Source organism: Mucilaginibacter sp. P25 (assembly GCF_050859465.1).
In the GTDB taxonomy this organism is placed as follows: domain Bacteria; phylum Bacteroidota; class Bacteroidia; order Sphingobacteriales; family Sphingobacteriaceae; genus Mucilaginibacter; species Mucilaginibacter gossypii.
On sequence record NZ_CP193937.1, the window covers coordinates 450,524 to 474,191 of the forward strand.

21 protein-coding genes and 6 pseudogenes are annotated in these 23,668 nt (G+C 41.6%); 13 read left to right on the top strand and 14 right to left on the bottom strand.

Going from position 1 to position 23,668, the window contains the following annotated elements; genetic code table 11:
- Positions 1-59: 59 nt before the first annotated feature.
- The 7 genes and pseudogenes from ACRQ5D_RS02345 to ACRQ5D_RS02375 all read left to right on the top strand — a co-directional run bounded on the left by ACRQ5D_RS02345 (position 60) and on the right by ACRQ5D_RS02375 (position 3,821).
- The gene (locus ACRQ5D_RS02345) at positions 60-635 is read left to right on the top strand and encodes an RNA polymerase sigma factor (protein ID WP_091165826.1); all 576 of its coding nucleotides are present in this window, start codon (positions 60-62) and stop codon (positions 633-635) included.
- A 282-nt stretch (positions 636-917) separates the two neighbouring features.
- Positions 918-1,498 (top strand): annotated as a pseudogene (locus ACRQ5D_RS02350) (LemA family protein).
- 119 nt (positions 1,499-1,617) lie between these two features.
- Entirely contained in the window at positions 1,618-2,052 is a 435-nt protein-coding gene (locus tag ACRQ5D_RS02355) for a TPM domain-containing protein (protein ID WP_090528810.1), read from the top strand.
- 11 nt (positions 2,053-2,063) lie between these two features.
- On the top strand, positions 2,064-2,714 hold the full coding sequence (locus tag ACRQ5D_RS02360) for a TPM domain-containing protein (protein WP_431199040.1): 651 nt from the start codon (positions 2,064-2,066) through the stop codon (positions 2,712-2,714).
- Position 2,715: 1 nt separating this feature from the next.
- Positions 2,716-2,844: a hypothetical protein gene (locus ACRQ5D_RS02365; RefSeq protein WP_431199041.1), complete on the top strand. Its 129-nt coding sequence runs from the start codon at positions 2,716-2,718 to the stop codon at positions 2,842-2,844.
- 28 nt (positions 2,845-2,872) lie between these two features.
- A complete protein-coding gene (locus ACRQ5D_RS02370; protein ID WP_091165818.1) occupies positions 2,873-3,277 on the top strand; it encodes a hypothetical protein in 405 nt (134 codons plus the stop codon).
- On the top strand, positions 3,270-3,821 hold the full coding sequence (locus tag ACRQ5D_RS02375) for an NUDIX hydrolase (RefSeq protein WP_091165815.1): 552 nt from the start codon (positions 3,270-3,272) through the stop codon (positions 3,819-3,821). Before ACRQ5D_RS02370 ends, ACRQ5D_RS02375 begins: the two co-directional genes overlap by 8 nt.
- Before the next feature lie 4 nt (positions 3,822-3,825).
- On the opposite strand, the gene ACRQ5D_RS02380 is transcribed toward ACRQ5D_RS02375, so the two are convergent.
- The 7 genes and pseudogenes from ACRQ5D_RS02380 to ACRQ5D_RS02410 all read right to left on the bottom strand — a co-directional run bounded on the left by ACRQ5D_RS02380 (position 3,826) and on the right by ACRQ5D_RS02410 (position 10,780).
- Entirely contained in the window at positions 3,826-4,281 is a 456-nt protein-coding gene (locus ACRQ5D_RS02380) for a nuclear transport factor 2 family protein (RefSeq protein ID WP_091165812.1), read from the bottom strand.
- 38 nt (positions 4,282-4,319) lie between these two features.
- A complete protein-coding gene (locus ACRQ5D_RS02385) occupies positions 4,320-4,826 on the bottom strand; it encodes a TlpA family protein disulfide reductase (RefSeq protein ID WP_432328408.1) in 507 nt (168 codons plus the stop codon).
- Complete coding sequence (locus tag ACRQ5D_RS02390; RefSeq protein ID WP_432328409.1) at positions 4,801-5,493, bottom strand: hypothetical protein; 693 nt, start codon at positions 5,491-5,493, stop codon at positions 4,801-4,803. Before ACRQ5D_RS02390 ends, ACRQ5D_RS02385 begins: the two co-directional genes overlap by 26 nt.
- A 7-nt stretch (positions 5,494-5,500) precedes the next feature.
- Positions 5,501-6,724 (bottom strand): DUF6263 family protein, encoded by a 1,224-nt coding sequence (locus ACRQ5D_RS02395; protein WP_432328410.1) that lies wholly within the window; start codon positions 6,722-6,724, stop codon positions 5,501-5,503.
- Between the two features lie 112 nt (positions 6,725-6,836).
- On the bottom strand, positions 6,837-8,261 hold the full coding sequence (gene dnaA / locus ACRQ5D_RS02400) for a chromosomal replication initiator protein DnaA (RefSeq protein WP_090528828.1): 1,425 nt from the start codon (positions 8,259-8,261) through the stop codon (positions 6,837-6,839).
- 434 nt (positions 8,262-8,695) lie between these two features.
- Positions 8,696-10,299 (bottom strand): annotated as a pseudogene (locus ACRQ5D_RS02405) (acyl-CoA mutase large subunit family protein).
- Positions 10,250-10,780, bottom strand: coding sequence for a hypothetical protein (locus ACRQ5D_RS02410; RefSeq protein ID WP_091165804.1), 531 nt, complete (start codon positions 10,778-10,780; stop codon positions 10,250-10,252). Before ACRQ5D_RS02410 ends, ACRQ5D_RS02405 begins: the two are co-directional and overlap by 50 nt.
- A 92-nt stretch (positions 10,781-10,872) precedes the next feature.
- Here ACRQ5D_RS02410 and ACRQ5D_RS02415 point away from each other — a divergent pair, with 92 nt between their 5' ends.
- Positions 10,873-11,220, top strand: a complete 348-nt coding sequence (locus ACRQ5D_RS02415) for a HesB/IscA family protein (RefSeq protein ID WP_091165800.1) — start codon at positions 10,873-10,875, stop codon at positions 11,218-11,220.
- A 162-nt stretch (positions 11,221-11,382) separates the two neighbouring features.
- Here ACRQ5D_RS02415 and ACRQ5D_RS02420 read toward each other — a convergent pair whose 3' ends face one another.
- The gene (locus ACRQ5D_RS02420) at positions 11,383-12,090 is read right to left on the bottom strand and encodes a redoxin domain-containing protein (protein WP_432328411.1); all 708 of its coding nucleotides are present in this window, start codon (positions 12,088-12,090) and stop codon (positions 11,383-11,385) included.
- Positions 12,091-12,375: 285 nt separating this feature from the next.
- On the opposite strand from ACRQ5D_RS02420, the gene ACRQ5D_RS02425 reads away from it, so the two are divergent.
- A complete protein-coding gene (locus tag ACRQ5D_RS02425) occupies positions 12,376-13,614 on the top strand; it encodes an ABC transporter permease (RefSeq protein ID WP_091165792.1) in 1,239 nt (412 codons plus the stop codon).
- A gap of 142 nt (positions 13,615-13,756) precedes the next feature.
- Here the strand turns inward: ACRQ5D_RS02425 and ACRQ5D_RS02430 are convergent, their stop codons facing one another.
- The 6 genes and pseudogenes from ACRQ5D_RS02430 to ACRQ5D_RS02455 form a co-directional block, all read right to left on the bottom strand.
- Positions 13,757-14,158, bottom strand: a complete 402-nt coding sequence (locus ACRQ5D_RS02430; RefSeq protein WP_091165788.1) for a hypothetical protein — start codon at positions 14,156-14,158, stop codon at positions 13,757-13,759.
- 461 nt (positions 14,159-14,619) lie between these two features.
- Positions 14,620-15,359, bottom strand: a pseudogene (locus ACRQ5D_RS02435) (tyrosine-protein phosphatase).
- A gap of 2 nt (positions 15,360-15,361) precedes the next feature.
- Entirely contained in the window at positions 15,362-16,414 is a 1,053-nt protein-coding gene (gene rfbB / locus ACRQ5D_RS02440) for a dTDP-glucose 4,6-dehydratase (RefSeq protein ID WP_091165779.1), read from the bottom strand.
- A gap of 15 nt (positions 16,415-16,429) precedes the next feature.
- A complete protein-coding gene (gene galE, locus ACRQ5D_RS02445; protein WP_091165775.1) occupies positions 16,430-17,452 on the bottom strand; it encodes a UDP-glucose 4-epimerase GalE in 1,023 nt (340 codons plus the stop codon).
- A gap of 113 nt (positions 17,453-17,565) precedes the next feature.
- Positions 17,566-18,548: pseudogene (locus tag ACRQ5D_RS02450) on the bottom strand (UDP-glucuronic acid decarboxylase family protein).
- Positions 18,545-19,860 (bottom strand): annotated as a pseudogene (locus ACRQ5D_RS02455) (UDP-glucose dehydrogenase family protein). Before ACRQ5D_RS02455 ends, ACRQ5D_RS02450 begins: the two co-directional pseudogenes overlap by 4 nt.
- A 153-nt stretch (positions 19,861-20,013) precedes the next feature.
- Here ACRQ5D_RS02455 and ACRQ5D_RS02460 point away from each other — a divergent pair.
- The 4 genes and pseudogenes from ACRQ5D_RS02460 (at position 20,014) to ACRQ5D_RS02475 (ending at position 23,668) form a co-directional block, all read left to right on the top strand.
- Positions 20,014-21,262 (top strand): annotated as a pseudogene (locus tag ACRQ5D_RS02460) (3-deoxy-D-manno-octulosonic acid transferase).
- Positions 21,263-21,483: 221 nt separating this feature from the next.
- Positions 21,484-22,293, top strand: a complete 810-nt coding sequence (locus tag ACRQ5D_RS02465) for an alpha/beta fold hydrolase (protein ID WP_091165758.1) — start codon at positions 21,484-21,486, stop codon at positions 22,291-22,293.
- Positions 22,294-22,295: 2 nt separating this feature from the next.
- The gene (locus tag ACRQ5D_RS02470; RefSeq protein WP_091165755.1) at positions 22,296-22,919 is read left to right on the top strand and encodes a lysophospholipid acyltransferase family protein; all 624 of its coding nucleotides are present in this window, start codon (positions 22,296-22,298) and stop codon (positions 22,917-22,919) included.
- Between the two features lie 122 nt (positions 22,920-23,041).
- Complete coding sequence (locus tag ACRQ5D_RS02475) at positions 23,042-23,668, top strand: 1-acyl-sn-glycerol-3-phosphate acyltransferase (protein WP_091165753.1); 627 nt, start codon at positions 23,042-23,044, stop codon at positions 23,666-23,668.

Consider the following 23,668-nt stretch of genomic DNA (forward strand, 5'->3'; position numbering starts at 1 on the left):
ATAAATTACAAAATGGCACTTAGATTGGCATGCACCTCATGTATTTAAATAATAGAACAATGACTACCGCCGACGAACGCTTACACACTATATGGAATGGCTGCATGACTAACGACAGGAAGAGCCAGGAACAATTATACAGGTTATTAGCACCACGTATGCTTGCTGTTTGCATGCGTTATGCAACCGATAAAGACGAGGCACAGGATATATTACAGGAAGGTTTTATAAAAATGTTCCGCAATATGAAAAACTACCGTGGCGAAGGCAGTTTGGAAGGATGGATCCGCCGCATCATGGTACATTGCGCCATATCACGTTATCGCAAGTTAAAGCCAATAGTTTTGGTTGATGATTTTGCAGCAGAGGAAGCCGCCGCTATACCTATCAGCAGCTCATTTAATGATAATGGACTTGAAGCTAAAGACCTGATGAAACTGGTACAAAAATTACCAAAAACATACCGCTCTGTTTTTAACATGTACGCCATTGAAGGTTACTCGCACCAGGAAATAGGTTCGTCGCTGGGCATGAGCGAACTTTTATCACGCACTACACTGCACCGTGCCCGTACGCTTTTAAAAGATATGGTAGCGAAACTAACCATGCGCGAAGAACATTGCCTGGCAGGATAAGCCGGTCCCGCTATTAACCTTATACAAATCATTTACAATGACGCAGCCCCTGATGGGGCTTTCTGCTTTTATAGGGTAAAAGAACAGAACATTCTCATAACTCACGTCTCATATCTCAAATCCATTAATTATTTCTCATATCGCACATCTTACGTCTCACATCCTTCTATAATTTACCAAAAAGCCGTAACTTGACACCTTGTCAGCAACTCATGCCCTTTGTAACAACGGTACGTGATTTGCACTCTAACCCAAAACATCACAAAAACACACGAAAAACAAATGAAAAAGTTATTCTCGGTTATATTAATCATAGCTGCAGCTATGTCCTTAAGTTCATGCAGCTATAACAGTATGGTTAAATTAGATGAAACTGTTAAAGCTAAATGGGGTGCCGTGCAAAGCGATTACCAGCGCCGTAGCGACTTGATCCCCAATTTAGTTAATACCGTAAAAGGCGCAGCAAATTTTGAAAAAGCACCCTTACAGCTGTGGTTGAGGCACGTTCAAAGGCAACATCGGTGCAAGTTGACCCCAACAAGCTTACACCCGAATCAATAAAAGCTTTCCAGGCATCACAAGGTGAGCTAAGCGCGGCCCTTGGTAAATTGCTTTCAATTACTGAAAACTACCCCGACCTGAAATCGAATTCCAACTTCCACGACTTGCAAATTCAACTGGAAGGCACCGAAAACAGGATCAATGTATCGCGCAAAGATTTTAATGATGCCGTTCAGGAATATAACAGCAAAATCCGTTCGTTTCCAGCCAATATAACTGCCAAAATGTTCGGTTTTTCTGAAAAAGGCTATTTCACTGCCGAGCCTGGTGCCGACAAAGCCCCTAAAGTAGAGTTTAATTAATTATTGAATTACTGAATTATTGAGTTATTGAATTACGACTTGTACTTCAACAGTTAAACAAGCCCACAGATGCAATAACTCCACAATTCAACAATTCACAAAATCAATAATTAAAATATATGGCTGTATTTAACGAAGAGGAACAGCAGCGCATCCGCAAAGCTATTGAAGATGCCGAGCACCGCTCATCGGGCGAAATCAGGGTGTGCATCGAAAAGCGGTGCAGTGAAAATGTTCTTGACCGTGCTGCAAAATATTTCCAACAGCTCAATATGCATAAAACCAAGCTCAGGCATGGGGTGCTTGTATATGTGGCCACCGTCGACCGCAAATTTGCCATCATAGGCGATGCCGGTATTAACCAGGTTGTCCCCCCCGATTTTTGGGATACCACCCGCGATGATATGCTGCAGCATTTTAAATATGGCGATATTGTTGAAGGAATTGTTACAGGCCTTAAAATTGCCGGGGAACAGCTCCAAAAATATTTCCCTCATCAAGATGGCGATCAAAACGAACTTCCGGATGATATAGCCTTTATGGATGGCGATTAAAAATTAAAAACATGCTCAAAAAGTTTATACTGTTTTTCGGATTTACACTTTGCGTTATTGCCGCAATTGCTCAGGACTTTCCGGAACGCTCCAATACTCTCGTAACAGATTATACCAACACTCTAAACCCGGCTGATAAACAGCGACTGGAAACTAAGTTGGTAGCCTTCAATGATTCCACTTCAACGCAAATTGCAGTGGTGATCCTGAAATCGACAGGGAGTTATGATATTAATGACTATGGCGTTCAACTGTTACGGAAATGGGGTATAGGGCAAAAAGACAAAAATAATGGCGTATTGGTATTGGTTGCTATTGGCGACCGTAAAATGAGTATTCAAACCGGCTACGGCGCCGAGGGCGCCTTGCCCGATATCGTTACTCAGGATATTATCCAAAATGACCTTAAACCGCACTTTAAACAAGGCGACTATTATGGCGGACTTGATGCTGGTACCAACAGCATTATCAAAGCAATGAAAGGCGAGTATAAGGCGGCAAAAAAACAAAAGCAAAGCAACGGCGGCCCGGCTGGTTTTATAGTCATTGTCATAGTCGTAGTTATCCTGATCCTGGTATTCCGCAATCGCGGCGGCGGAGGCGGCAGGCAAATCATTGGTCGCAGGGGGTGCAAGCCCATTCTGGTGGTTCCTGGCAGGTAACATGCTTGGCGGCGGAGGCCGGAGCGGCGGTGGCGACTGGGGAGGTTTTTCCGGCGGTGGCGGAGGCGGTGGCTTTGGTGGTTTTGGCGGCGGAAGCGGCGGCGGCGGCGGCTCAAGCGGCAGCTGGTAGTCGTTCACGGTATAACACATCTTAACCAATGCAAAAAGACTTCATCTTACGCGAGATTGAAAAGATCGTATATTCGATATCAAAGCTGGCAGGTTTCAAAAACGCTGCAAATCCTGAAGCATTTATTCAACATGCTGATCAAATGCTTCAGGACGAGTATGATCTAAAATTGAACGATCTGCTTGAACTAAGCATCGAAGATTTTGACATTTTACTCAACGAGAGAAACTATTCGCCCGAAAAGCTGGATGCTTTAGCTCAGTTGTTATATATGTATTATGAACCTTTTGCAGCTAATGACGAAACCTTGGCCGCCTTACAAAAGATCATTTCTATATTTAACCGACTGGAGAAGAATCACAATCGAGCATCATTCGAAAACATAAACAAGCGTAACGCTATCTATCAATTTCTGCAAAATAACTATGAGTAAAGATCTCACCTGGAAACTACTTTCATCATCATACATCCACAAAGGCCCCTGGGCCACCCTCCGCATTGATAAATGCGAAATGCCAAATGGCAAAATAGTTGAAGATTACTATGTACTTGAATATTCAAACTGGGTTAACGCAGTAGCCATAACCGAAGACAATAAAGTATTGATGGTGAAACAATACCGTCATGCCGCAGGTGTTATCTCGCTCGAAATTCCGGGCGGTGTGATTGATGCAGGCGAAGAACCTGTACACGCAATACGCCGGGAATTGCTGGAAGAAACCGGCTACCAGTTTGACGAATTTGAACTGATTTGCACTGTATATGGTAACCCATCCACTGCTAACAATCAAACATTTACCTATTTTACTAAAGGTGGCAAAAAGGTGCAGGGCCAACACCTCGATGAACTGGAGGAACTGATTGTTGAAGAATACACCATTGAAGAAGTAAAACAACTACTGCTCAATAACGAGATAAAACAAGCTATGCATTGCGCCGGTTTGTTTTATGGAATGATGAAGTTGGGTGTGATGTAGAATATCACTCCGGGCAATTGCCCTTCCGCCTTGTATCAACTATGTAAATGATTTTCCAGCCATCTGCGGTTTTCATCAATTGAAAAACATCCACTCCACAATGGCTGTATTTATCATCTAAGTAAAACTTGTATGGAGCCCAAACGCTGGCCAGCGGACCGTCAATTTTAATATCGGCAAAAGTTATACGTTCATCATAAACACCCTTATGTGGCGTGCCAATAAGTTTGATAAAATCGTCAGGGTTTTCAATTTCCAAAGTTACGGTTCCATCCTTTTTGTTGGCTACGCTATGAAAAGCGATTCCTTTAGCAAAGGTGGATCTAAGCATCGTGCTATCGCCCTTACGCATGGCGTTAAACATAGTATTGATGGTTTGCTTAATAGCATCCTGCTCCGTTTGCTGGGCGAAGGATTGGAACGACAATAAAATAAATACTGCGAGGATAAGTTTTTTCATAACTAAATATACCTCATTTACCTTTCTCCATAACAATTTTAGTTATTTGCCGGATACATCTGATTAAGCTTTTTAATGATCCCCGTCCAGTCGCCACCAAACTTCAGGGTCAGCATTTTACCCTCGGGCGATATAATAATCTTAGAAGGATAGCTTGAAACGCTATATTGCTTTTCAATAGTATCATTCGCCATAGCCGCAGGTATCTCAAACTTATTAGCGGTAATATATAGTTTTACCTCCTGCTCGTTATCCCGGCAGGCAATACTTAAAAAATTGATACCGCTATGTTTGCCTTCACTCAGCTCCTTGTTAAAAGCATTAATTTGGGGCATCTCAGCGCGACATGGGCCGCACCAGGTTCCCCAAAATTCAAGTACCAACCAACTATTCCTGAACGCGGCCAATGAATATTCCTTGCCATCAAGTGCCTTAAGGGTAAATGGCGGTGCGGTTTTCCAGGTACTTATCACATCCGAAACAAAAAAATCCTTAAAACTTTTATTTGTAAAATGCGACTCATACAATTTTTGTAATCTCGTCAATATTATCCAATCCGGCGTTAACGTGATCAACAAATACCTTAAGCGCTTGTGTATCATCCCCACTATTAAAAAGCCGTTCAATGAACTCTTCCCTATAACTCTCCTTTGAATGCAGGAAAACCCGGTCGTAATAACTGGCATGAGCCTTTTCCTTGGTAGTAGCGGGTGAACACCTGGCCGCTTTTGAGAGGTATTGCAGCGCCTTAACCGAATCGGCAGGTTTTTCGGCCTGATATTTCAGATACCAGGCATAAGCCAGCATATTTTGATCGGCATAGTGGTTAGCATTAAGCGTATCTGCGCTGTATCGCTCCAGGTTTTCAATCGTTTTTAACAAAAGTGCATTTGCCTTGGCAGTTGCGTGAGCGCCTAAAAGCAGCTTATACGTCAATAAGGCATATCTGCTACCATTTCCAGCTTTCATACTGGCATCGTCCATATGCATAAAAGCTTTGGCTGTTTTGTTTAACAAGTTGGGCTCTTGTTCATGTTTTTTTGCGTTTACCCACAAATAAAGCGGGTTTATTTTTTGTTGAATCAACACATCTTTATCCTGATGCAGTAAAAGTAGCAGCTCATTTGCCTTTTGCACAGAATTGCGCCGTTGCTCGCTTTGCTCGGCAAGCACTTTCTTTACATCTGCGTCACTTAGTTTTTGTAAAGCCACATACCTCTTAAAGCCTTCTGTCCTGCATAAGACTGGCTATATCTGAACTTAAAAAACTTTGTGCATATGATTCCTGAATGAGTTGATCAAACAATCTGGTTTTATAAAGGTATTTACTGATCACATAGGCCGAGTCGGCAGAGGTATTACTCACCTCAACAAATTTATTGAACAAGTGCCCTTCCTCGTCTTTCAAAAACCTTGTGGGTGTATTTCTGAGCATTTTGGAGTAAGCATCATAATTACTGGAACCGGCTATTTCTTGCATTAAATTTAATCTGGTTACTACATAATAAGGATCATTACCAAATTTAGCATCGTTATCCCTGAAATAGCGATGCACCTTTACCGAATCGAACATCGTATTGGTTTTAAGAGCATCACTAAATGAACGACTTGTTTTTATGGCCATGCTAATCCAGGCAGTATCCTGCGTATAATGCCTTTCACCATACCGCAGGCTTTGCTTGTAGGCATACTGCGGCACCATTATTTTTCTCCCTTCTTCTTCCTGTTCAAACTTGGTTTCTGTTGCATATTGCCACTGCTCCATGAGCCCCGTTACCTGGTTAAAAATACCCGAGCCGCTCATGCCCTGGCCATTTCCTGTTTTAATACTTGTTGAAGTAATATAAAGCAAAGCACCATTAATAGCAGTAACCTTATAATTTAAGTTATCGCTTGTCCACTCGCTTTTGTAACTGATGGTTTGTGGCGGCAATTGAGTAAATATGCCGGTTATACTGGTTTCAGGAAAGCTTTTACCATTAGCCTTTAGCTGTGAAGCCATTGCATCGCTGAGGCCCCATTTGTCAATGGCAGCCTGCAAAGCTTTATCAACACCGGTAATACTCAGCAATTGCCCGCGCGGGCTCATTGTTACAGTTAACGGCTGATGCATCAACGCCAGATGTAAAAGCAGCCAGGACGAGTTTAATTTAAGTGTATGGATGCTATCGGTATTTAATATACTATTGGAACCTGGATATTTAGCATAGAGGCTACTCATAACCACTTTTACAATCCTGCACTCAAGTACAGTATTAGGCCCGTCTTTACCCTCTACCTTAAAGGCAAAGGTTAAAGTGGAATAGTCCGCCATATCGGGCGACCTCGTTTCTGTATGCACATCAACCTCAAATTGCTTGCCTTTTTCAAGGGTAACGGATTGACCATAAATATTTGAAAAATGGAAAAAAAACAAAAACAGCAGGAGGGTGTGTTTTTTCATATGCAGTTTTATGATAAGGTTTACAACCGTTAAAACTACATTTAAAAAACATAAAAACAAAAAAGGCCGGTTAAAAATAACCGGCCTTTTTTGTTGTATTAGCGAGCAATTATTAGCTCATTTTTAGTTTCTTCTGAATATCTGCTACGTACCCTTTAAATTTCTTGTCCGTGTCAATCAAATCCTCCACAGTTTGGCAGGCATAGATCACGGTTGAGTGGTCACGGCCACCAAAAAAATGACCGATTGATTTCAATGAACTTTTGGTATGTGCCTTAGCCAGGTACATCGATATTTGACGGGCTTGTACAATTTCACGTTTGCGGGTTTGAGATTTTACCATTTCAATAGGTACTTCAAAGTACTCGCACACTAAACTTTGGATATACTCCATCGAAATTTCTTTAGATGAGTTCTTCACAAAGTTTTTCAACATTTGTTTAGCCAGGTTCAGGTCAATCTCCTTACGATTAAGGGTTGACTGGGCCAGTAACGATACCATGGCGCCTTCCAGCTCCCGTACGTTATTATCAATGTTATGAGCAACGTATTCGATCACATCGTTTGACAGATCGATGCCATCCTGGTAAATTTTATTCTTCAGGATAGCCATACGGGTTTCCAGGTCAGGGATCTGCAAATCGGCAGATAAGCCCCATTTAAACCTCGAAAGCAGGCGTTCTTCCAAACCGGCCAGATCCTTAGGCGCTTTATCTGATGTAATGATTAGTTGTTTGCCCGATTGGTGCAGGTGGTTAAATATATGGAAGAAGAAATCCTGTGTCTTTTCCTTACCGGCAAAGTTGTGCACATCGTCCATGATCAGCACGTCAATGGCCTGGTAAAAGTTCACAAAATCATTAATATTATTGTGCTTTAAAGCATCAACAAATTGCTGCGTAAATTTTTCGCATGATACATACAGTACCAGTTTATCGGGCAGGGTGCGCTTAATTTCGTTACCAATAGCTTGTGCCAGGTGCGTTTTACCCAAACCTACACCACCATAAATCATTAAAGGGTTAAATGAAGTACCTCCGGGTTTAGCGGCAACGGCATAACCGGCAGAGCGGGCCAAACGGTTGCAATCACCTTCAACAAAGTTTTCGAAGGTGTAGTTACGGTTAAGCTGAGGATCTACGTTCAACTTCTTGAGCCCGGGTATAACAAAGGGGTTTTTAATATCCTTGTTAATTGAAATAGGTATCGGCATACTCTGATGTTTTGAATCAGCGCCATTTCCGTTTGAAGGCATGTTAGTTGTGTATGGTTTACTTGATGATTGCTCAACAACTATATTATACTCTAAACGTCCTTCGTCGCCCAATTGTTTTTTGATTGTCTTGCGCAGTAACCCTACATAGTGCTCTTCAAGCCACTCGTAAAAGAATAAACTTGGTACTTGTATGGTTAATACGCTTCCCTCCATTCTCAAAGCTTTAATCGGCTCAAACCAGGTTTTAAAACTCTGGGCCGGTATGTTGTCTTTGATGATCTGAAGGCAGCTATTCCAAACGTTCGTACAAGTTTTTTCCATATAAATAAAAGTAAAATATTGATTTCCAACCCCCAGCGAAACAACTTTTGGCCTTGCTACGGAACATCGAATATTGCCAAAAAAAGCTTATAAAAAAATTAAATTTTCACTTTTTTAACATTTGGCTTTTTACTAACAAATTCGATTTTTTAATGAAATTTTTGTATGGATAACATAATTTTTGGTATAAAAATCACAATCCAAATATTTCTCAATTGTTTTTTTCTTTTTTTGGAATTTCAAAAAAAAGAATAATAAAACCGCCGGTTACAACCCTTAATTATACGTCAAAACAGGGGTAATTGTTGAGCCGTTTCAGCTATTATTATAAACTAAAAAATAATGCGCTGGTTTAGTGTTTTATAAAATTAAAAATTAACTTTTTTTGATTTGCGGCACGCAATAAACACATACCTAAAAGCCGCACCCCGATCCTAATATTCCCCAAAAACGCCGCGCAATACGTCGGCAATCTCTCCCAGGGTTGCATAGCTCTCTACCGAAGTTACTATAAACGGCATTAAGTTTTCAGCACTGGCAGCAGCCATTCTCAAAAGATGTAAACTTTTCTCAACTTCTTCACTATTACGCGCCTTTTTTAGCTCTGCAATTTTTTCCGATTGCATTTTTCTGATCGCATCATCCACCCTAAACACGTTAACGGGAGCTTCCTCCTGCTGGGTAAACCTGTTAACACCTACAATCACTTTTTCGCCGGTTTCAATCTCCTGTTGGTACTGATAAGCAGAGGCTGCTATTTCCTGCTGGATATAATCCTGCTCTATGGCTTTTACCGCGCCACCCATAGCATCTATCTTATTTATATATAATTGGGCTGCTGCTTCTATCTCATCTGTCAAAGCTTCGATAAAGTATGAACCGGCAAGCGGATCAACCGTATCGGTAACACCGCTTTCAAACGCGATAACCTGCTGGGTGCGCAAGGCTATTTTGGCTGCGGCTTCTGTTGGTAACGACAAGGCTTCATCATACCCGTTGGTATGCAATGATTGTGTACCCCCAGCACGGCAGCCATTGCCTGGTTGCTTACCCTTATAATATTATTGAGCGGCTGTTGAGCGGTTAAAGTAGAGCCGCCTGTTTGCGTATGAAAGCGAAGTTTTTGAGCGCCGGCATCGGTAGCTCCCAATTGTTTAGTAATATGCGCCCACATGCGCCTTGCAGCCCGGAACTTGGCTATTTCCTCAAAAAAATTACTATGACAGTTAAAAAAGAAGGAAAGCCGCTTGGCAAACACATTAATATCAAGCCTTTTATCCAACGCGGCCTTTAAATAAGCTTTGCCATTGGCCAATGTAAATGCAAGCTCCTGCACGGCGGTTGAGCCTGCTTCGCGGATGTGATAACCTGATATGGAGATAGTATTCCATTTGGGCACCTCTTTACTGCAGTATTCAAATACATCGGTAATGAGCCGCATGGATGGCGCAGGGGGATATATATAGGTACCACGGGCAGCATACTCTTTTAATATATCGTTTTGGATAGTACCCGAAATCTGTTTCAGATCAGCGCCCTGTTTTTTTGCCAGGGCAATGTACATGGCCAGCAAAATAGGAGCGGTTGCGTTGATGGTCATGGAGGTGGTGATATTCTTAAGTTCAATACCCTCAAATAAAACCTCCATATCTTTTAACGAATCAATGGCTACGCCTACCTTGCCTACCTCACCCTCGGCAAGGGGGTGGTCGGAGTCATAGCCTATTTGTGTTGGGAGATCGAAGGCTACCGAAAGTCCGTTTGTTCCCTGGCTTAATAAATAGTGGTAGCGCTTGTTTGATTCTTCGGCGGTTGAAAAACCGGCGTATTGACGCATGGTCCAGGGTTTGCCCCGGTACATATCTTTTTGGATGCCGCGGGTAAAAGGGAACTCACCGGGCAATTCATTCATATTTGAAGGTTCGGTATAAACCTCCTTAATTTCGATACCCGATGTAGTGGTAATTTTTTTATCCCTGGCCATAAGCTTAGTGTAATTCTTCCATGTCCTGCCTGATGAGCCCAAGCGCCACATCATAAGGGTTATCTTCAAGCTTACTTAAATGTACCAGGATAACCTTACTTAACTCAAGTGCTGAAGTATCAGGAGGTAAAGCCTTTACAGCATTATTGATCATATTAATGGTATCGTCCTTTACCCTTTTTACCACGTTCCAAACCCGGGCGCTTACATAAATTTGCTGCGTAATGTTATGCTGAAACTCGTTGCGCACCTCGTTAACAATAATAGCCTGCAATTCGGCGGCGGTATCGGCCGATCCGTTAAGGCGGATAAGTAAACTTGCAGGATTAACCCTTTCAATGAAAAGTACAACCCTTTCGTAAGCCTGCAGGCGCAAGGGCAGTGTTTGATTACTGATAGTACGTTTTAATTCCAATAGCTGGATACTTTCTGATTTATCAAGGTATGGTTTAAACAGGTAAAAAGCGATATACACAACGCCTAAGCCCGAAATAGTATATTTTAAAATATCAAACAAAAAAGGTAGAGTGGGCATGTTTATAAATGTTATACAGGGGTCATAAAATTATGACACTAACAAAAATCTGCATTTTACGTTATATTTGTGTGGAATAAATAAAAATAAAGATGAGTATAGCTGTTGAAGCTGCTCCGGTTTCTTTTACACCGGGCGCAGTAAAAGAACTTTATAAATTAAAAGACCAGCAAGAAATACACGACGAATTTGGTTTACGTGTTGGTGTTGAGGGTGGTGGATGTTCGGGCATGAACTATATTTTAGGCTTCGACATGAAAAAAGACGGCGACCAGGAATATATTATTGATGGTATTAAAGTTTTCATGCACAAAGCGCACGGTTTATACCTGGCCGGTATGCAAATCGATTACCAGGACGGATTAAATGCCCGTGGTTTTACTTTCAACAATCCTAATGCTGCCAGCACCTGCGGCTGTGGTTCTTCTTTCTCGGTTTAAAATTTTCTTTAAAATATTATAAAGCGGTATCACGATCATCCTGATGCCGCTTTTTTTGTAAGACGCATAATTGCGTCTCTACCGCGTGCAATTTACGCAATTGGGCATGCGGCTTGTCTTACGGGAGACACAATTATGCGCCCCCACATTGAAACAATTGCCTCATTTTAATCCCTCGTTAATCGTCTTTCTCATCCAATACGGGGAGTTTACTGCAAATCCTACAGTATGAAAGGTAACTTTTCCCTCCTTATTTAATATAACACTGGTTGGATAAAGGCCTATTTTATACCTGGCGGCTATATTCCGGCCATCATCGATAATATCATACTTAAACTCCGTTTGCTTCAGAAATTTCTTCAGATCGTAGCGATAATCCAGTGCTATTGCCAAAAAAATCACGTTTGAGTTACCCTTATAATCATCAACCAGCTTGTTTAACTCCGGAATCTCCTGCATACAGGCCGGGCAGCCTATAAACCAAAAATTCAAGACAACGACTTTGCCGCGTAAATCTTTTAGTTTGATTTTATTACCGTTAATATCATGTGTACTAAACGGTTCCATTATCTCACCGGTGTTAAAATAGGTCGATTCGTAGGGTTTGGGGAGAGAAGCCATGTACTGCTCTTTGGCTTCTTCGGGCGATAGCTGTTTCGGCATACTCTCTCGTGTTCCTGTCGTTTGCTCAGTTTCAGACTTTATGTACCGCACTTCTTTGGTGCCCTTCTTCTTAACAATAAAGGCAGTTTTAGGATCTTCTATATTCTCGGGCCATAAAACAAACTGCCTGGTACGCACCAGATCGCCCCATTCCTTGTAAGTAAGTTGCTTTCCGGTCGAATCTTTTACTACCGAATGTCTCGTCAATATTAAAGGAATGCTTAACAACTTTATGCAACAGGCTGTCCTGAGGCCACGCACCAACACTCAATACAATAAATAAAAACAAGAGGAAAATTTGCTTCATGGCAAGTTTAGTTTATATTTCATAAATATACCTGAAGATATTTAATATATAGGGATTAAAATTGCAACAAACAGGCAATATCATTGACGCCAGGCTATACTATCCATCAAAAAGTTTATTGATCAGCAACTGTAACAAATAGGCGGAGTGCATAGTCATACCAGCAAGTTTTTTATATTTATACCATGCCGGTAAAAACCTCTTACAAAGAAAACATTTCCATTGCATTACAGTCTATAGCCGGCAACAGGCTGCGCACCTCATTAACCGCGCTCATCATAGCTATTGGTATCATGGCGTTGGTGGGTATTTTAACGGCCATTGAAGGCATCAGGCAGTTCACTAATGATGCTTTTGCCGATCTTGGCGCCAACACATTCACCCTGCAAAACCGTGGCGAGGGGTTGAACTTCGGCAACGGCGGGCATCGTAAAGTGTATCCGGCCATTACTTATGACCAAGCTGTACGCTTTAAAAATACTTTTAAATTGCCGGTAGCTATAGCCATTAATTTAGAGGTAAATGGTACCGCAGTAGCCAAATACGGCAATCAAAAAACCAATCCAAACATATCTATCTCCGGCTCAAACGAAAATTACCTGGTTACAGCGGGTAAAAAGCTGGCTTTCGGGCGTAATTTTTCAGCTTCTGAACTGGAACATGGATCGAACGTGGTCATTATTGGCGACGAGATTAAAAAGAAACTGTTTAAAACCGAAGACCCGATAAATAAATCGATATATCTTGGTACCGATAGGTTCAGGATAGTTGGTGTATTTGCATCAAAAGGCTCAAGTTCATTCGGAGGCGATAAATTTTGCGTGATCCCGGTATTGAAAGCCAAACAGATAGACAGTACCAAAAATGCTTCGTTCACAGTAACCATTAAAGTAGCCACTCCCGGTGCCCTTGATGCTACCATAGGTGAAGCCACTTCCTTATTCAGAAACGTAAGAGGGCTTAACGTAATTAACCAGGATAACTTTGAAATAAGCCGAAGCGATTCCATTCAAAAAGAGCTTTCAGGTCAACTTGCAGGTATTACAGCCGCCGGTTTTGCTGTAGGTATTATCACGCTAATCGGTGCCGCCATAGGGCTTATGAATATCATGCTGGTATCAGTAACAGAACGCACCCGCGAAATTGGTGTGCGAAAAGCTATAGGAGCAACCCCGGCAATCATTCGTAAACAATTTTTAATAGAGGCCATAGTGATCTGCCTTATAGGCGGTGCAGCAGGTATGATACTGGGCATGGCTGCCGGAAACCTAATTGCCGTACAAATAAGCGGCGCATTTGTAGTGCCATGGGGATGGCTGTTCTTTGCAGTGGTGTTGTGTACGTTTATTGGTTTGATATCGGGTTACTACCCGGCAAAAAAAGCAGCAAAACTGGATCCGGTTGAAGCTTTGAGGTACGAATAGCAACAATACCGAACTAAAAAACGCAACGATTACATTTACAAAAATTATTACCAGAACCCTACAGAAACAGCAAAGTGCAATTTAAAAGAAAGAGGTCACCCTTAAACTTTTAGATGACCTCCTTATAGAAAACGTATATAATTTAAACGACGGAATAATTTGCCACTCCACTATACCATTCCTGGGCGTGGCCATATGCGGTATAGGTTACGTTTATTGTACAATTCCCGTTTGCATCGATAGAGTAAGTACCACTTGCTGTACCGGCACCTACCGCGTTATCAGGGCTAGTCCCAAAATACTCAACCAAAAATGCGTTAATGTTACCGCTATTCGTTTGCCCGCGCCCGCTTAATGTAACACTATTATTGCCGTTGCTAAAATAAAAATCATATTGCACCAACCTGGCATTTAGCCTGGTAATGTGAACTGATTTTAACTTATAGGCATTTTTTGACTTAGCGGGTGAAAACCCGAATAATACTTGACTGCCAATTGCCAATAAAACAATTAACACCACTTTAAAGAGTTGTCTATTTTTCATAATAATATAGCTTTTGATATAAAGTTATATTTATTATATATAAAATACAAGCAAAAATACCAACTTATTATTTTACAAAAATAAAAAATGTTAATAAAAACAACACCCTACCTTTTCCCCCTAAAGGTTTTGAAATAACTCGTAAACAGGATATTTCCTTCATTCAGCGCGAAGTTACGCTATCGCCAAACTCCAACTATAAACTATATTAATATTTATAAATGAAGAAGGTACATCAAACTTACCTTCTTCGGGATGTTTTTTTTAACAACATCACTATGTTTTCTATAAATACCTAATAGCATATTCAGAACAGCGAATCTTGTATGGCGTATACATCAGGGTCCTCTGCGAGAGACCCTGATGGGACGTTAGCATTTAAAACAAATAAAAAAATCGTTATTGCTTCGTACCACAACAACGATTTTTTAGGCTATATCATTTTTGCAATACTGCTTTTGCTAAAACAACATCTTATTCTTAAGCGGATAGTCGATAAGCAATTTTTCGATATAGGTTGTTCTTAGTGCATCGCCAAATGCTGCGGCGTGCCTTAAGTGGTGCATATCACTTGAAATAAAATCTATCAAACTATTATCAATCAGGTCTTCGGCCATCTTCTTTATCTCCTTGCCGTAATACCCGGTAAGAGATATGGTGTTAAGCTGAAAGTCGACACCCCAACTGTGCAAATTTTTCAATTTCTCTAAATCAAGGTATTGATAGCGCTCGGGGTGGGCCAAAATAGGTTTATACCCTTTATCATGAAGCTTTTGAATTACACTGTAAGTATTTGGCGGTTGATTTATAAATGAAAATTCAAATAATACGTGATTATCGCCCATGGTCATGATCGGGCCATCCTCTACACGAGCTTCAAACGTTTCATCAAAATAGTGTTCGGCAGCGGCTTCAACCGGTATATCAATTCCCTGCTTAACCAGTTCGGCTTTTAATATAGCAAGCGCGTTTCCTATGGTTTCGGGGGTGTTGCGATAAAAATCTATCATGATGTGTGGCGTAGCGATAACTTTTTTATCCCCAATTCCATCATCTTTTTTATCAATTCTACCGAGTCTTCAGGCGTTTTAGCGCCATCGTCAATTCCCGGTAACACATGCGAGTGCATATCAACCATGATTCCCTCATAATTGAACTTTGATTCCCTTACTGCCTTCTTCCTCTTAAAAAGCCCGAACATTTTTATCTATCGTTATACTGACTGCTGTAATATTGCTGGTAATGTCCCGACGTTACATCATTAAGCCAATCTTCATTAGCCAGGTACCAATCAACTGTTTTTTCCAAACCTTCTTCAAAAGTTATGCCCGGCACCCAACCCAAATCATTTTTTAATTTGGTTGCATCGATAGCATATCTCAGGTCATGCCCGGCCCTGTCTGTCACAAAAGTGATCAACTTAGCCGATTCTCCCTCAGCTCTGCCTAATTTTTTATCCAATATACTGCAAAGCAATTTGATCAGGTCAATATTTTTCCATTCATTATGCCCGCCTATATTATAGGTTGAGCCCGATTTGGCATTATGAAATATTACATCAATTGCCCGCGCATGGTCTTCAACCCAAAGCCAATCGCGGATATTTTCGCCCTTACCATATACCGGTACAGGTTTACTTTGCTTGATATTATTAATTGCCAGCGGAATAAGTTTTTCCGGAAAATGGAATGATCCATAATTGTTTGAGCAATTTGATATTACGGTATCCATACCATAAGTATCCTGGTAGGCCCGCACAAAATGATCAGAACCCGCCTTTGAAGCCGAATATGGTGAATGTGGATCATAGGCAGTTTCTTCAGTAAACATCCCCTCATCGCCAAGGGTACCGTATACCTCATCGGTAGAAACATGATAAAAACGGGTTTTATCATATTTGCCTTTCCAGTGCTCACGGGCGCTATTCAATAAATTTACGGTGCCTACCACATTGGTCATCACAAAATCAAGGGGGTTAGTGATCGACCGGTCTACGTGCGACTCGGCAGCAAGATGGATCACCGCATCTGGATTTTCAGCCGCAAAAAGTTCATTAATAAAAGCAATATCAACAATATCTCCCTTTACGAACTTATAATTAGGTTCATTTTCAATATCCTTTAAATTGGCCAGGTTACCCGCATAAGTAAGCTTATCTAAATTAACAATGATGTAATCAGGATAATTTTTCACAAACCTGCGCACCACATGCGAACCAATAAAACCAGCGCCCCCTGTTATAATGATCTTTTTCATTCCTTGCTGTTGATATTAATTGAATGGATTTTGAGCAATATATTTTTCCCACTCCCAGGCTGATGACATCATTTCGCCAATACCAAGTTTAGCTGTCCAGCCAAGCTTGGTTGATGATTTGGTAACATCGCCCCAAACCTGCTCCACATCACCTTCACGGCGCGGGCCAATTTCATAGTTCAGTTTTTCGCCAGTAGTGCTTTCAAAAGCATGAATTACTTCCAATACTGATGTGCCATTGCCTGTGCCCAGGTTAAACACATCATAACCTTTAAATTCGTCTTTTTCGGCAAGCCTTAACGCGGCTACATGGGCTTTCGCCAAATCAACTACGTGAATATAATCGCGGATGCAGCTACCATCAGGCGTGTTATAATCATTACCAAAAACGGTTATTTTTTCGCGTTTGCCTATGGCAGTTTGTGTAATAAAAGGCACCAGGTTTTGTGGTACACCTATTGGCAACTCCCCGATCAAAGCAGACTCATGGGCACCTACGGGGTTAAAATAACGCAACGAAATCACTTTATAATCGCTGCCGGAATTTACCATATCAACCAAAATTTCTTCGGCTATTTGCTTGGTATTACCATATGGCGATTGCGCAGGTTGTACCGGAGCATTCTCAGTAACGGGTAATTTTTCGGGCTGTCCGTAAACTGTGCAGCTTGATGAAAATACAAAATTGATAGCCTTACCGTAATAAGCTTCGAGCAGATTGATAAGAGAATAAAAATTATTCCGGTAATATTTCATTGGTTTTTTTACCGATTCGCCCACCGCTTTAAAGGCTGCGAAGTGGATGATACCACCTATTTCGGGTTCGGCAAGTGCAAGTGATCTAACGGCGGCTTCATCGCAAAGATCAAGCTTATGAAATACCGGGGTAAAGCCTAAGATCTTTGTAAGCTGATCTAATATTTTGGGGTCCGAGTTCGACAGGTCGTCAACGATAATGGGGTCATACCCCGCGTTAACCAGCTCAACAACGGTGTGCGAACCAATAAAACCCAAACCGCCTGTTACTAATATTTTCATGGTTTAAATAGAGAGTATGTTTGAATGTTCGGCAAAGTAAGCAGATTGTGACAATTCATCCGCTTTTATATTATAAAAAAGGCCAAAAAAATTAATTTCCGGCCTGGTTACCTTTACTTATTGTAATAGGTAAAGTCTTTATGGTTTATTTCATGTTCGGGCAACGACTTGAAGTATTCTAAGGTGATCTTCAAACCTTCACTCCTGGATACTTTTGGCTCCCAGCCTAATATAGCTTTGGCCTTGGTAATATCCGGGCGGCGTTGCTTCGGATCGTCTGTTGGCAAAGGCAGGCTGATCAGCTCCTGGTTGGTACCCGTCAGCTTAATGATCTCCTCGCCAAATTGTTTTATCGTGATTTCATCAGGGTTGCCGATATTCACCGGCTGGGCGTAATCGCTGTGCAATAATCTGTAGATCCCTTCTATCAGGTCATCTACATAGCAAAACGACCGCGTTTGTGAGCCGTCGCCAAACATGGTCAGCGGTTCGCCCCGCAGTGCCTGCCCTATAAAAGCCGGTAACACCCTTCCATCATTCAGTCGCATCCTTGGGCCATAAGTATTGAAAATCCTAACGATCCTGGTTTCCAACCCGTGGAAGGTATGGTAAGCCATGGTAATAGCTTCCTGGAATCTTTTGGCTTCATCATACACCCCTCTCGGGCCTACCGGGTTTACATTACCCCAATATTCCTCTGGCTGAGGGTTGATGTTCGGGTCGCCGTATACTTCCGATGTGGAGGCGATCAGCATCCGTGCCTTCTTGTTCCGGGCCAGCCCCAGCAGGTTATGGGTTCCCAGTGAACCTACTTTCAATGTCTGGATCGGAATTTTCAGATAATCTATCGGGCTGGCCGGTGAGGCAAAATGCAGGATATAATGCAGTTCGCCCGGTACATAAACAAACTTGGATACGTCATGGTTATAAAACTCAAAGTTCTCCAGTTTGAACAAATGTTCGATATTCCTCAAATCGCCGGTGATCAGGTTATCCATCCCGATCACATGATAATCTTCCTTAATAAACCTGTCGCACAGGTGCGAGCCTAAAAACCGGCCGCTCCTGTAATCAGGATCCTTTTTCTTTCTGTCATATTGCTACTGTTTTACGGCCTATACTGTTATAATAAAATCCATAATCTTTCATCCTGTCCAGGTCATACAGGTTACGCCCGTCAAAGATCACCGGCGACTTCAGCTTTTCCTTCATAAAGTCAAAGTCTGGCGTACGGAATACCGGCCATTCGGTCACAATCAGCAAAGCATCTGCATCTTCAAGGGCATTGTACCGATTGGTGGCATAGCTTATCTTATCGCCAAGTAGTTTTTTAACGTTTGGCATGCCTTCCGGGTCGTAGGCGGTTACTGTCGCCCCGGCTGCTAATAGCTCATCGATAATGTACAGTGCTGGTGCTTCGCGGATATCGTCGGTTTCCGGTTTAAAAGCCAGTCCCCACAGGGCAAAATGTTTTCCTTTCAGTCCGCCTTCGCCATAATATTCACGCATTTTAACTACCAGCCGTTTCTTCTGATTTTCGTTCACTTCCATCACCGAGTTGAGGATCTTGAAGTCGTATTTATTTTCTTCGGCTGCTTTTGACAGGGCCTGCACATCTTTAGGAAAACAGCTGCCCCCATACCCCACACCTGGGAACAGGAAGCGTTTGCCAATACGGCCATCTGCTCCTACCCCTTGCGTACCATATCTACATCCGCCCCTACCAGCTCGCACATGTTTGCAATCTCGTTCATGAACGTGATCTTGGTGGCTAAAAATGAGTTGGCTGCATATTTGGTTAGCTCGGATGAGCGTTCGTCCATGTATAATATAGGGTTACCCTGGCGCACGTAAGGTGCATATAAATCGCCCATTACCTGGCGGGCTTTTTCGTCCGTTGTACCGATCACTACCCTATCCGGTTTCATGAAGTCTTCTACGGCTACGCCTTCGCGTAAAAACTCGGGGTTGGATACCACAGCGAAGGGAACATCGGTATTGGCTTTCATCACTGCGGTTACCTTATCTGCCGTACCTACAGGTACCGTTGATTTGGTTACGATCACTTTATATTCGGTGATCAGTTTGGCGATATCTTTTGCCGCGCCAAGCACATAACTCAAATCGGCTGCTCCATCGGCTCCCGGAGGCGTTGGTAACGCCAAAAAGATCACTTTGGCCGGGGCTATTGCTTCGGCAAGATTAGTGGTAAAGGTTAGTCTTTCCTGTTTAATGTTACGCAGAAATAAAATATCAAGACCCGGTTCATAGATCGGCATTTCGCCATTCCGCATCTTGTTTACTTTTTCTTCCACGATATCTACACAGGTTACTTCATTTCCCGTTTCGGCTAAACAAGTTCCCGTTACCAGGCCTACATAGCCCGTACCAATTACTGCAATTTTCATAGTGTTAAATGTGTTTTAAATTTAAGTAAGCAATATTTGTATGATCAATCATATAACCGACTTATTATAGCACCGGGCGGGCCATAAACTAATATTGTAATTATTGTTATTACTTTTATGCCCGGCTAAGATAATCATTCAGCGTTAAAATTGATGTTATTATATAATATAGGTATCAAATTATATTCCCTTTTTATCCGTTTTGCCGCATTGTTTAACAACAAGGCAAAACTTTGGGTTGCAGGGCGTAAAAATCCTGTCTTTGTACGTATAGAAAGCAGTATTTGGTTTCATTTTGCTTCACTTGGCGAATTTGAGCAAGGAAGGCCGATACTGGAAGCAATGAGAAATTTACACCCCAAAAAGAAAATAGTAGTCACTTTTTTCCCCTTCGGGATATGAGATCAGGAAAAACACCTCCCTTGCGGACTATGTTTACTACCTGCCTTTGGATACTGCCCGAAACGCCCGCAGGTTTATTGATGCCATTAACCCCGAGATTGTCATTTTTACTAAATACGAGTACTGGTTCCATTTTTTTAATGAAGCAAACAAGCGTAATATCCCCCTGTATATCGTATCAGGCATCTTCAGACCCACACAGGTGTTTTTTAAATGGTATGGCGGTTTTAATCGCAGAATCCTAAGTCTGGTATCGCACTTCTTTTTACAGGATGAGGCATCTACGCAGTTATTGAAAGGTATCGGTATTACTAACACATCAGTTAGCGGCGATACCCGGTTTGATCGCGTTTGGGCAAATGCACAAAACCCTAAAGTGCTGCCTTTGATACAACAATTTAAAAACGGTCACAAGTTATTTATAGCAGGCAGCACCTGGCCACAGGATGAGAATATATTAACCAAATTAGTAAGCCAGTATCCCGACTGGAAATTCATCTTCGCTCCGCATGAAATACCGGAAGAAAAGATTAATAACTTGATAGAGTTGCTTCCGCAGGGAAATGCGATCACTTTTTCTCAGCTAAGAACTGAGGCAGAAGGCTTAAAGTCAGGAGATTTTATTAACCAATCGCTTACATCTAACAATCTTCAATCGCTGGTGATAGATAATATCGGCATGCTTTCATCGCTTTATGCTTATGCCGACGTTGCTTACATAGGTGGCGGCTTTGGTGTGGGTATTCATAATACCCTGGAGGCAGCCGCGTTCGGTCTGCCGGTTATTTTTGGCCCCAATTATCAGAAATTTAACGAAGCCAAGGAACTTATAGCCATTAATGCCGGTTTTAGCATCAGCAATGAAACAGAATTAAAAGATATTGTTGACACACTGGTTAATGACGAGGCGTTTTATAATATTACCCGTAAAAAGGTATTTAATTATGTGAAGGAAAATGTAGGGGCTACGGAAATGATCATGAAGTATATCGATAAATAAAAAATGCCATTAATGATATGAGGAACGAGTGAGAAATTGTACACCCGGTAAGTAAACCATGTATGGTGGATTTGCAGGAAGCAGAAGATTTCTCTTCACACCCAGCTTCGCGCCCTTCGCCGTTCATCGAAATGACAATTTTATAAAAAGACTATTCCATCATTCAAAACAAAACATGGCCGTTTACTGTACAAAAGCCATAAATTCTTAATATTGCCTTAATGGGTTTTTTACATCTGCCCGGCTTGGGCAAAGCACATTTTCACGAGTATGGTACCGGTCAAAAACCGCTGCTGGCCTTTCATGGCTATGGCATGACTGGGAAACAGTTTCATGTACTTGATCAATCCATCCTACCCCAATATCACATCTATGGTTTCGATCACTTTTTTCACGGCGAAAGCAGGCTGGATGGCTGGACAGAACAACAGATCGTGGCCGGGATGCCCAAAACCATGGTAAGCGGCTACATGGAAGAATGGTTTAAGCTTTACGGCCGGCAACGTTTTTCGGTAATGGGCTATTCTATAGGCGCCAACCTGGCCCTGATATTGGTTGAAGAATATGCCGATATGATTGATGACATCATTTTAATGGCCCCTGATGGCCTTGCTGTATTTAAAGGCTTTCATTTTATATTGCATAATACGCTTGGACGCGCAATTTTCCGTACGGCCACAAAAAGCAAATGGCTGGCACCTTTTTTAGTTAAAAGCATGAAAACCGTTGGCGCTATTGACGAAAGCCTTTACCGCATAGCTTATAATGAAATTGATACCGAACAAAAACGGCTTGACACCTATTATACCCTAAATTTGATCAGGCAGTTAAAGCCTGATGTGCAGAAAGTAGCACAACTAATCAATCAGCATAAAATTAAATGTTTGCTGATATTTGGCAGGCATGATAAACTATTCCCTAAATCGGCGGCAATGCCATTTTTAGGAATGCTTCATAATGCCGAAGTGCATGAAATTGAACTTGGGCACTGGTTGGTTACAAAGGCACTTGACGAGTATTTAGTTAAATAAACATGGTACCTTCGCGTAAAAAGAAATTTTGGAGTAAATTATTCATCCGTTGTGTAAAATGGTGGATCGGCCGTAATTTTAAAGAGGTTAATGTACAGCCCTTTGAGCCACGCCCGGGCCATTCAATATTGCTTTTGACCAATCATTTTAGCTGGTGGGATGGTTTCATTGCTAACCGGACAGCTGTTTATGATCTCAAAAAGCAATTTTACATCATGATGCAGCAGGACCAGTTCGATCAGCATAGTTATTTTCGATACATTGGTGCCTACTCCATTCAAAAGGGGTCAAGGGCGATACTCGACTCGCTCAGTTACTCGGCCGGGATATTAAATGATCCTGATAATCTTATCGTGATATTTCCGCAGGGCGAGCTCTATTCAAACCATGAAACATTTATACGTGTTGAAACCGGTGTTTATAAACTGATGCGACAGATAAAAGGCCCCTGCCAGGTGGTTTATCATTGTACCCTGATCGATTACTTTGAAAGCCTGAAGCCCCGCGCCTATGTCCATTTGTTTGATTTAGGTGTTGCCGGCGAACTTAGTTTTGAGCAGTTGAAGGAGAACATTAATAACGCACATCAGCAAGCGTTAAAAAACCAGATCAATATGGAACACTAATTATATCAGCACAAATGTTTCGAATTATATCGAATTGGCACTAATTTCATTTGATAAGCCATCAGCAAATTTCGTGTAATTCGATAAAATTGTCGCCGACATGCAATACATTCGTGTAAAATATGATCCGCAATAAAGAAAACTTTTTCATGACCCGTATTGTCCATTACTATGTTAAATGGATAGTTGGCAAAACGTTTCATGAACTGTTGTTTAACGACATTGTAATTGATAAAAATAAATCGGTGCTGCTGATAGGCAACCACTTTAGTTTTTGGGATGGGTTGATATTATACTGCGTAAACGATAAATTGCTAAAGAAAAAGTTACATGTCATGATCCTGGAAGAGACTGCCCGTAGCGAGCGCTTCCTGAAATTTGCCGGTGCTTTTTCGGTAAAAAAAGATTCAAAAAGTATCATCCAGTCCCTTGACTATGCGGCCGGATTGCTTACCGATCCGGCAAATTTGGTTTTGATATTTCCACAGGGCAAACTGTATGCTAACTTTGTTACCGGCATAAACTTTGAAAAAGGGGTTATGAGGATCATTGAAAAAGCAAATGGGAATTTCCAGCTCGTTTTTGCTTCAACTTTTATTCAGTACTTTAAACATAAAAAGGCAACGGCAACCGTTTATTTAAAAAGCGAACCAGAAAATTACACCGGTAAAAGCATAAGTAAATTACAGGAAGCTTATCAAAGGCATTATGAAGCCTCCAAATTACTGCAAACCGAATTTGATATATAA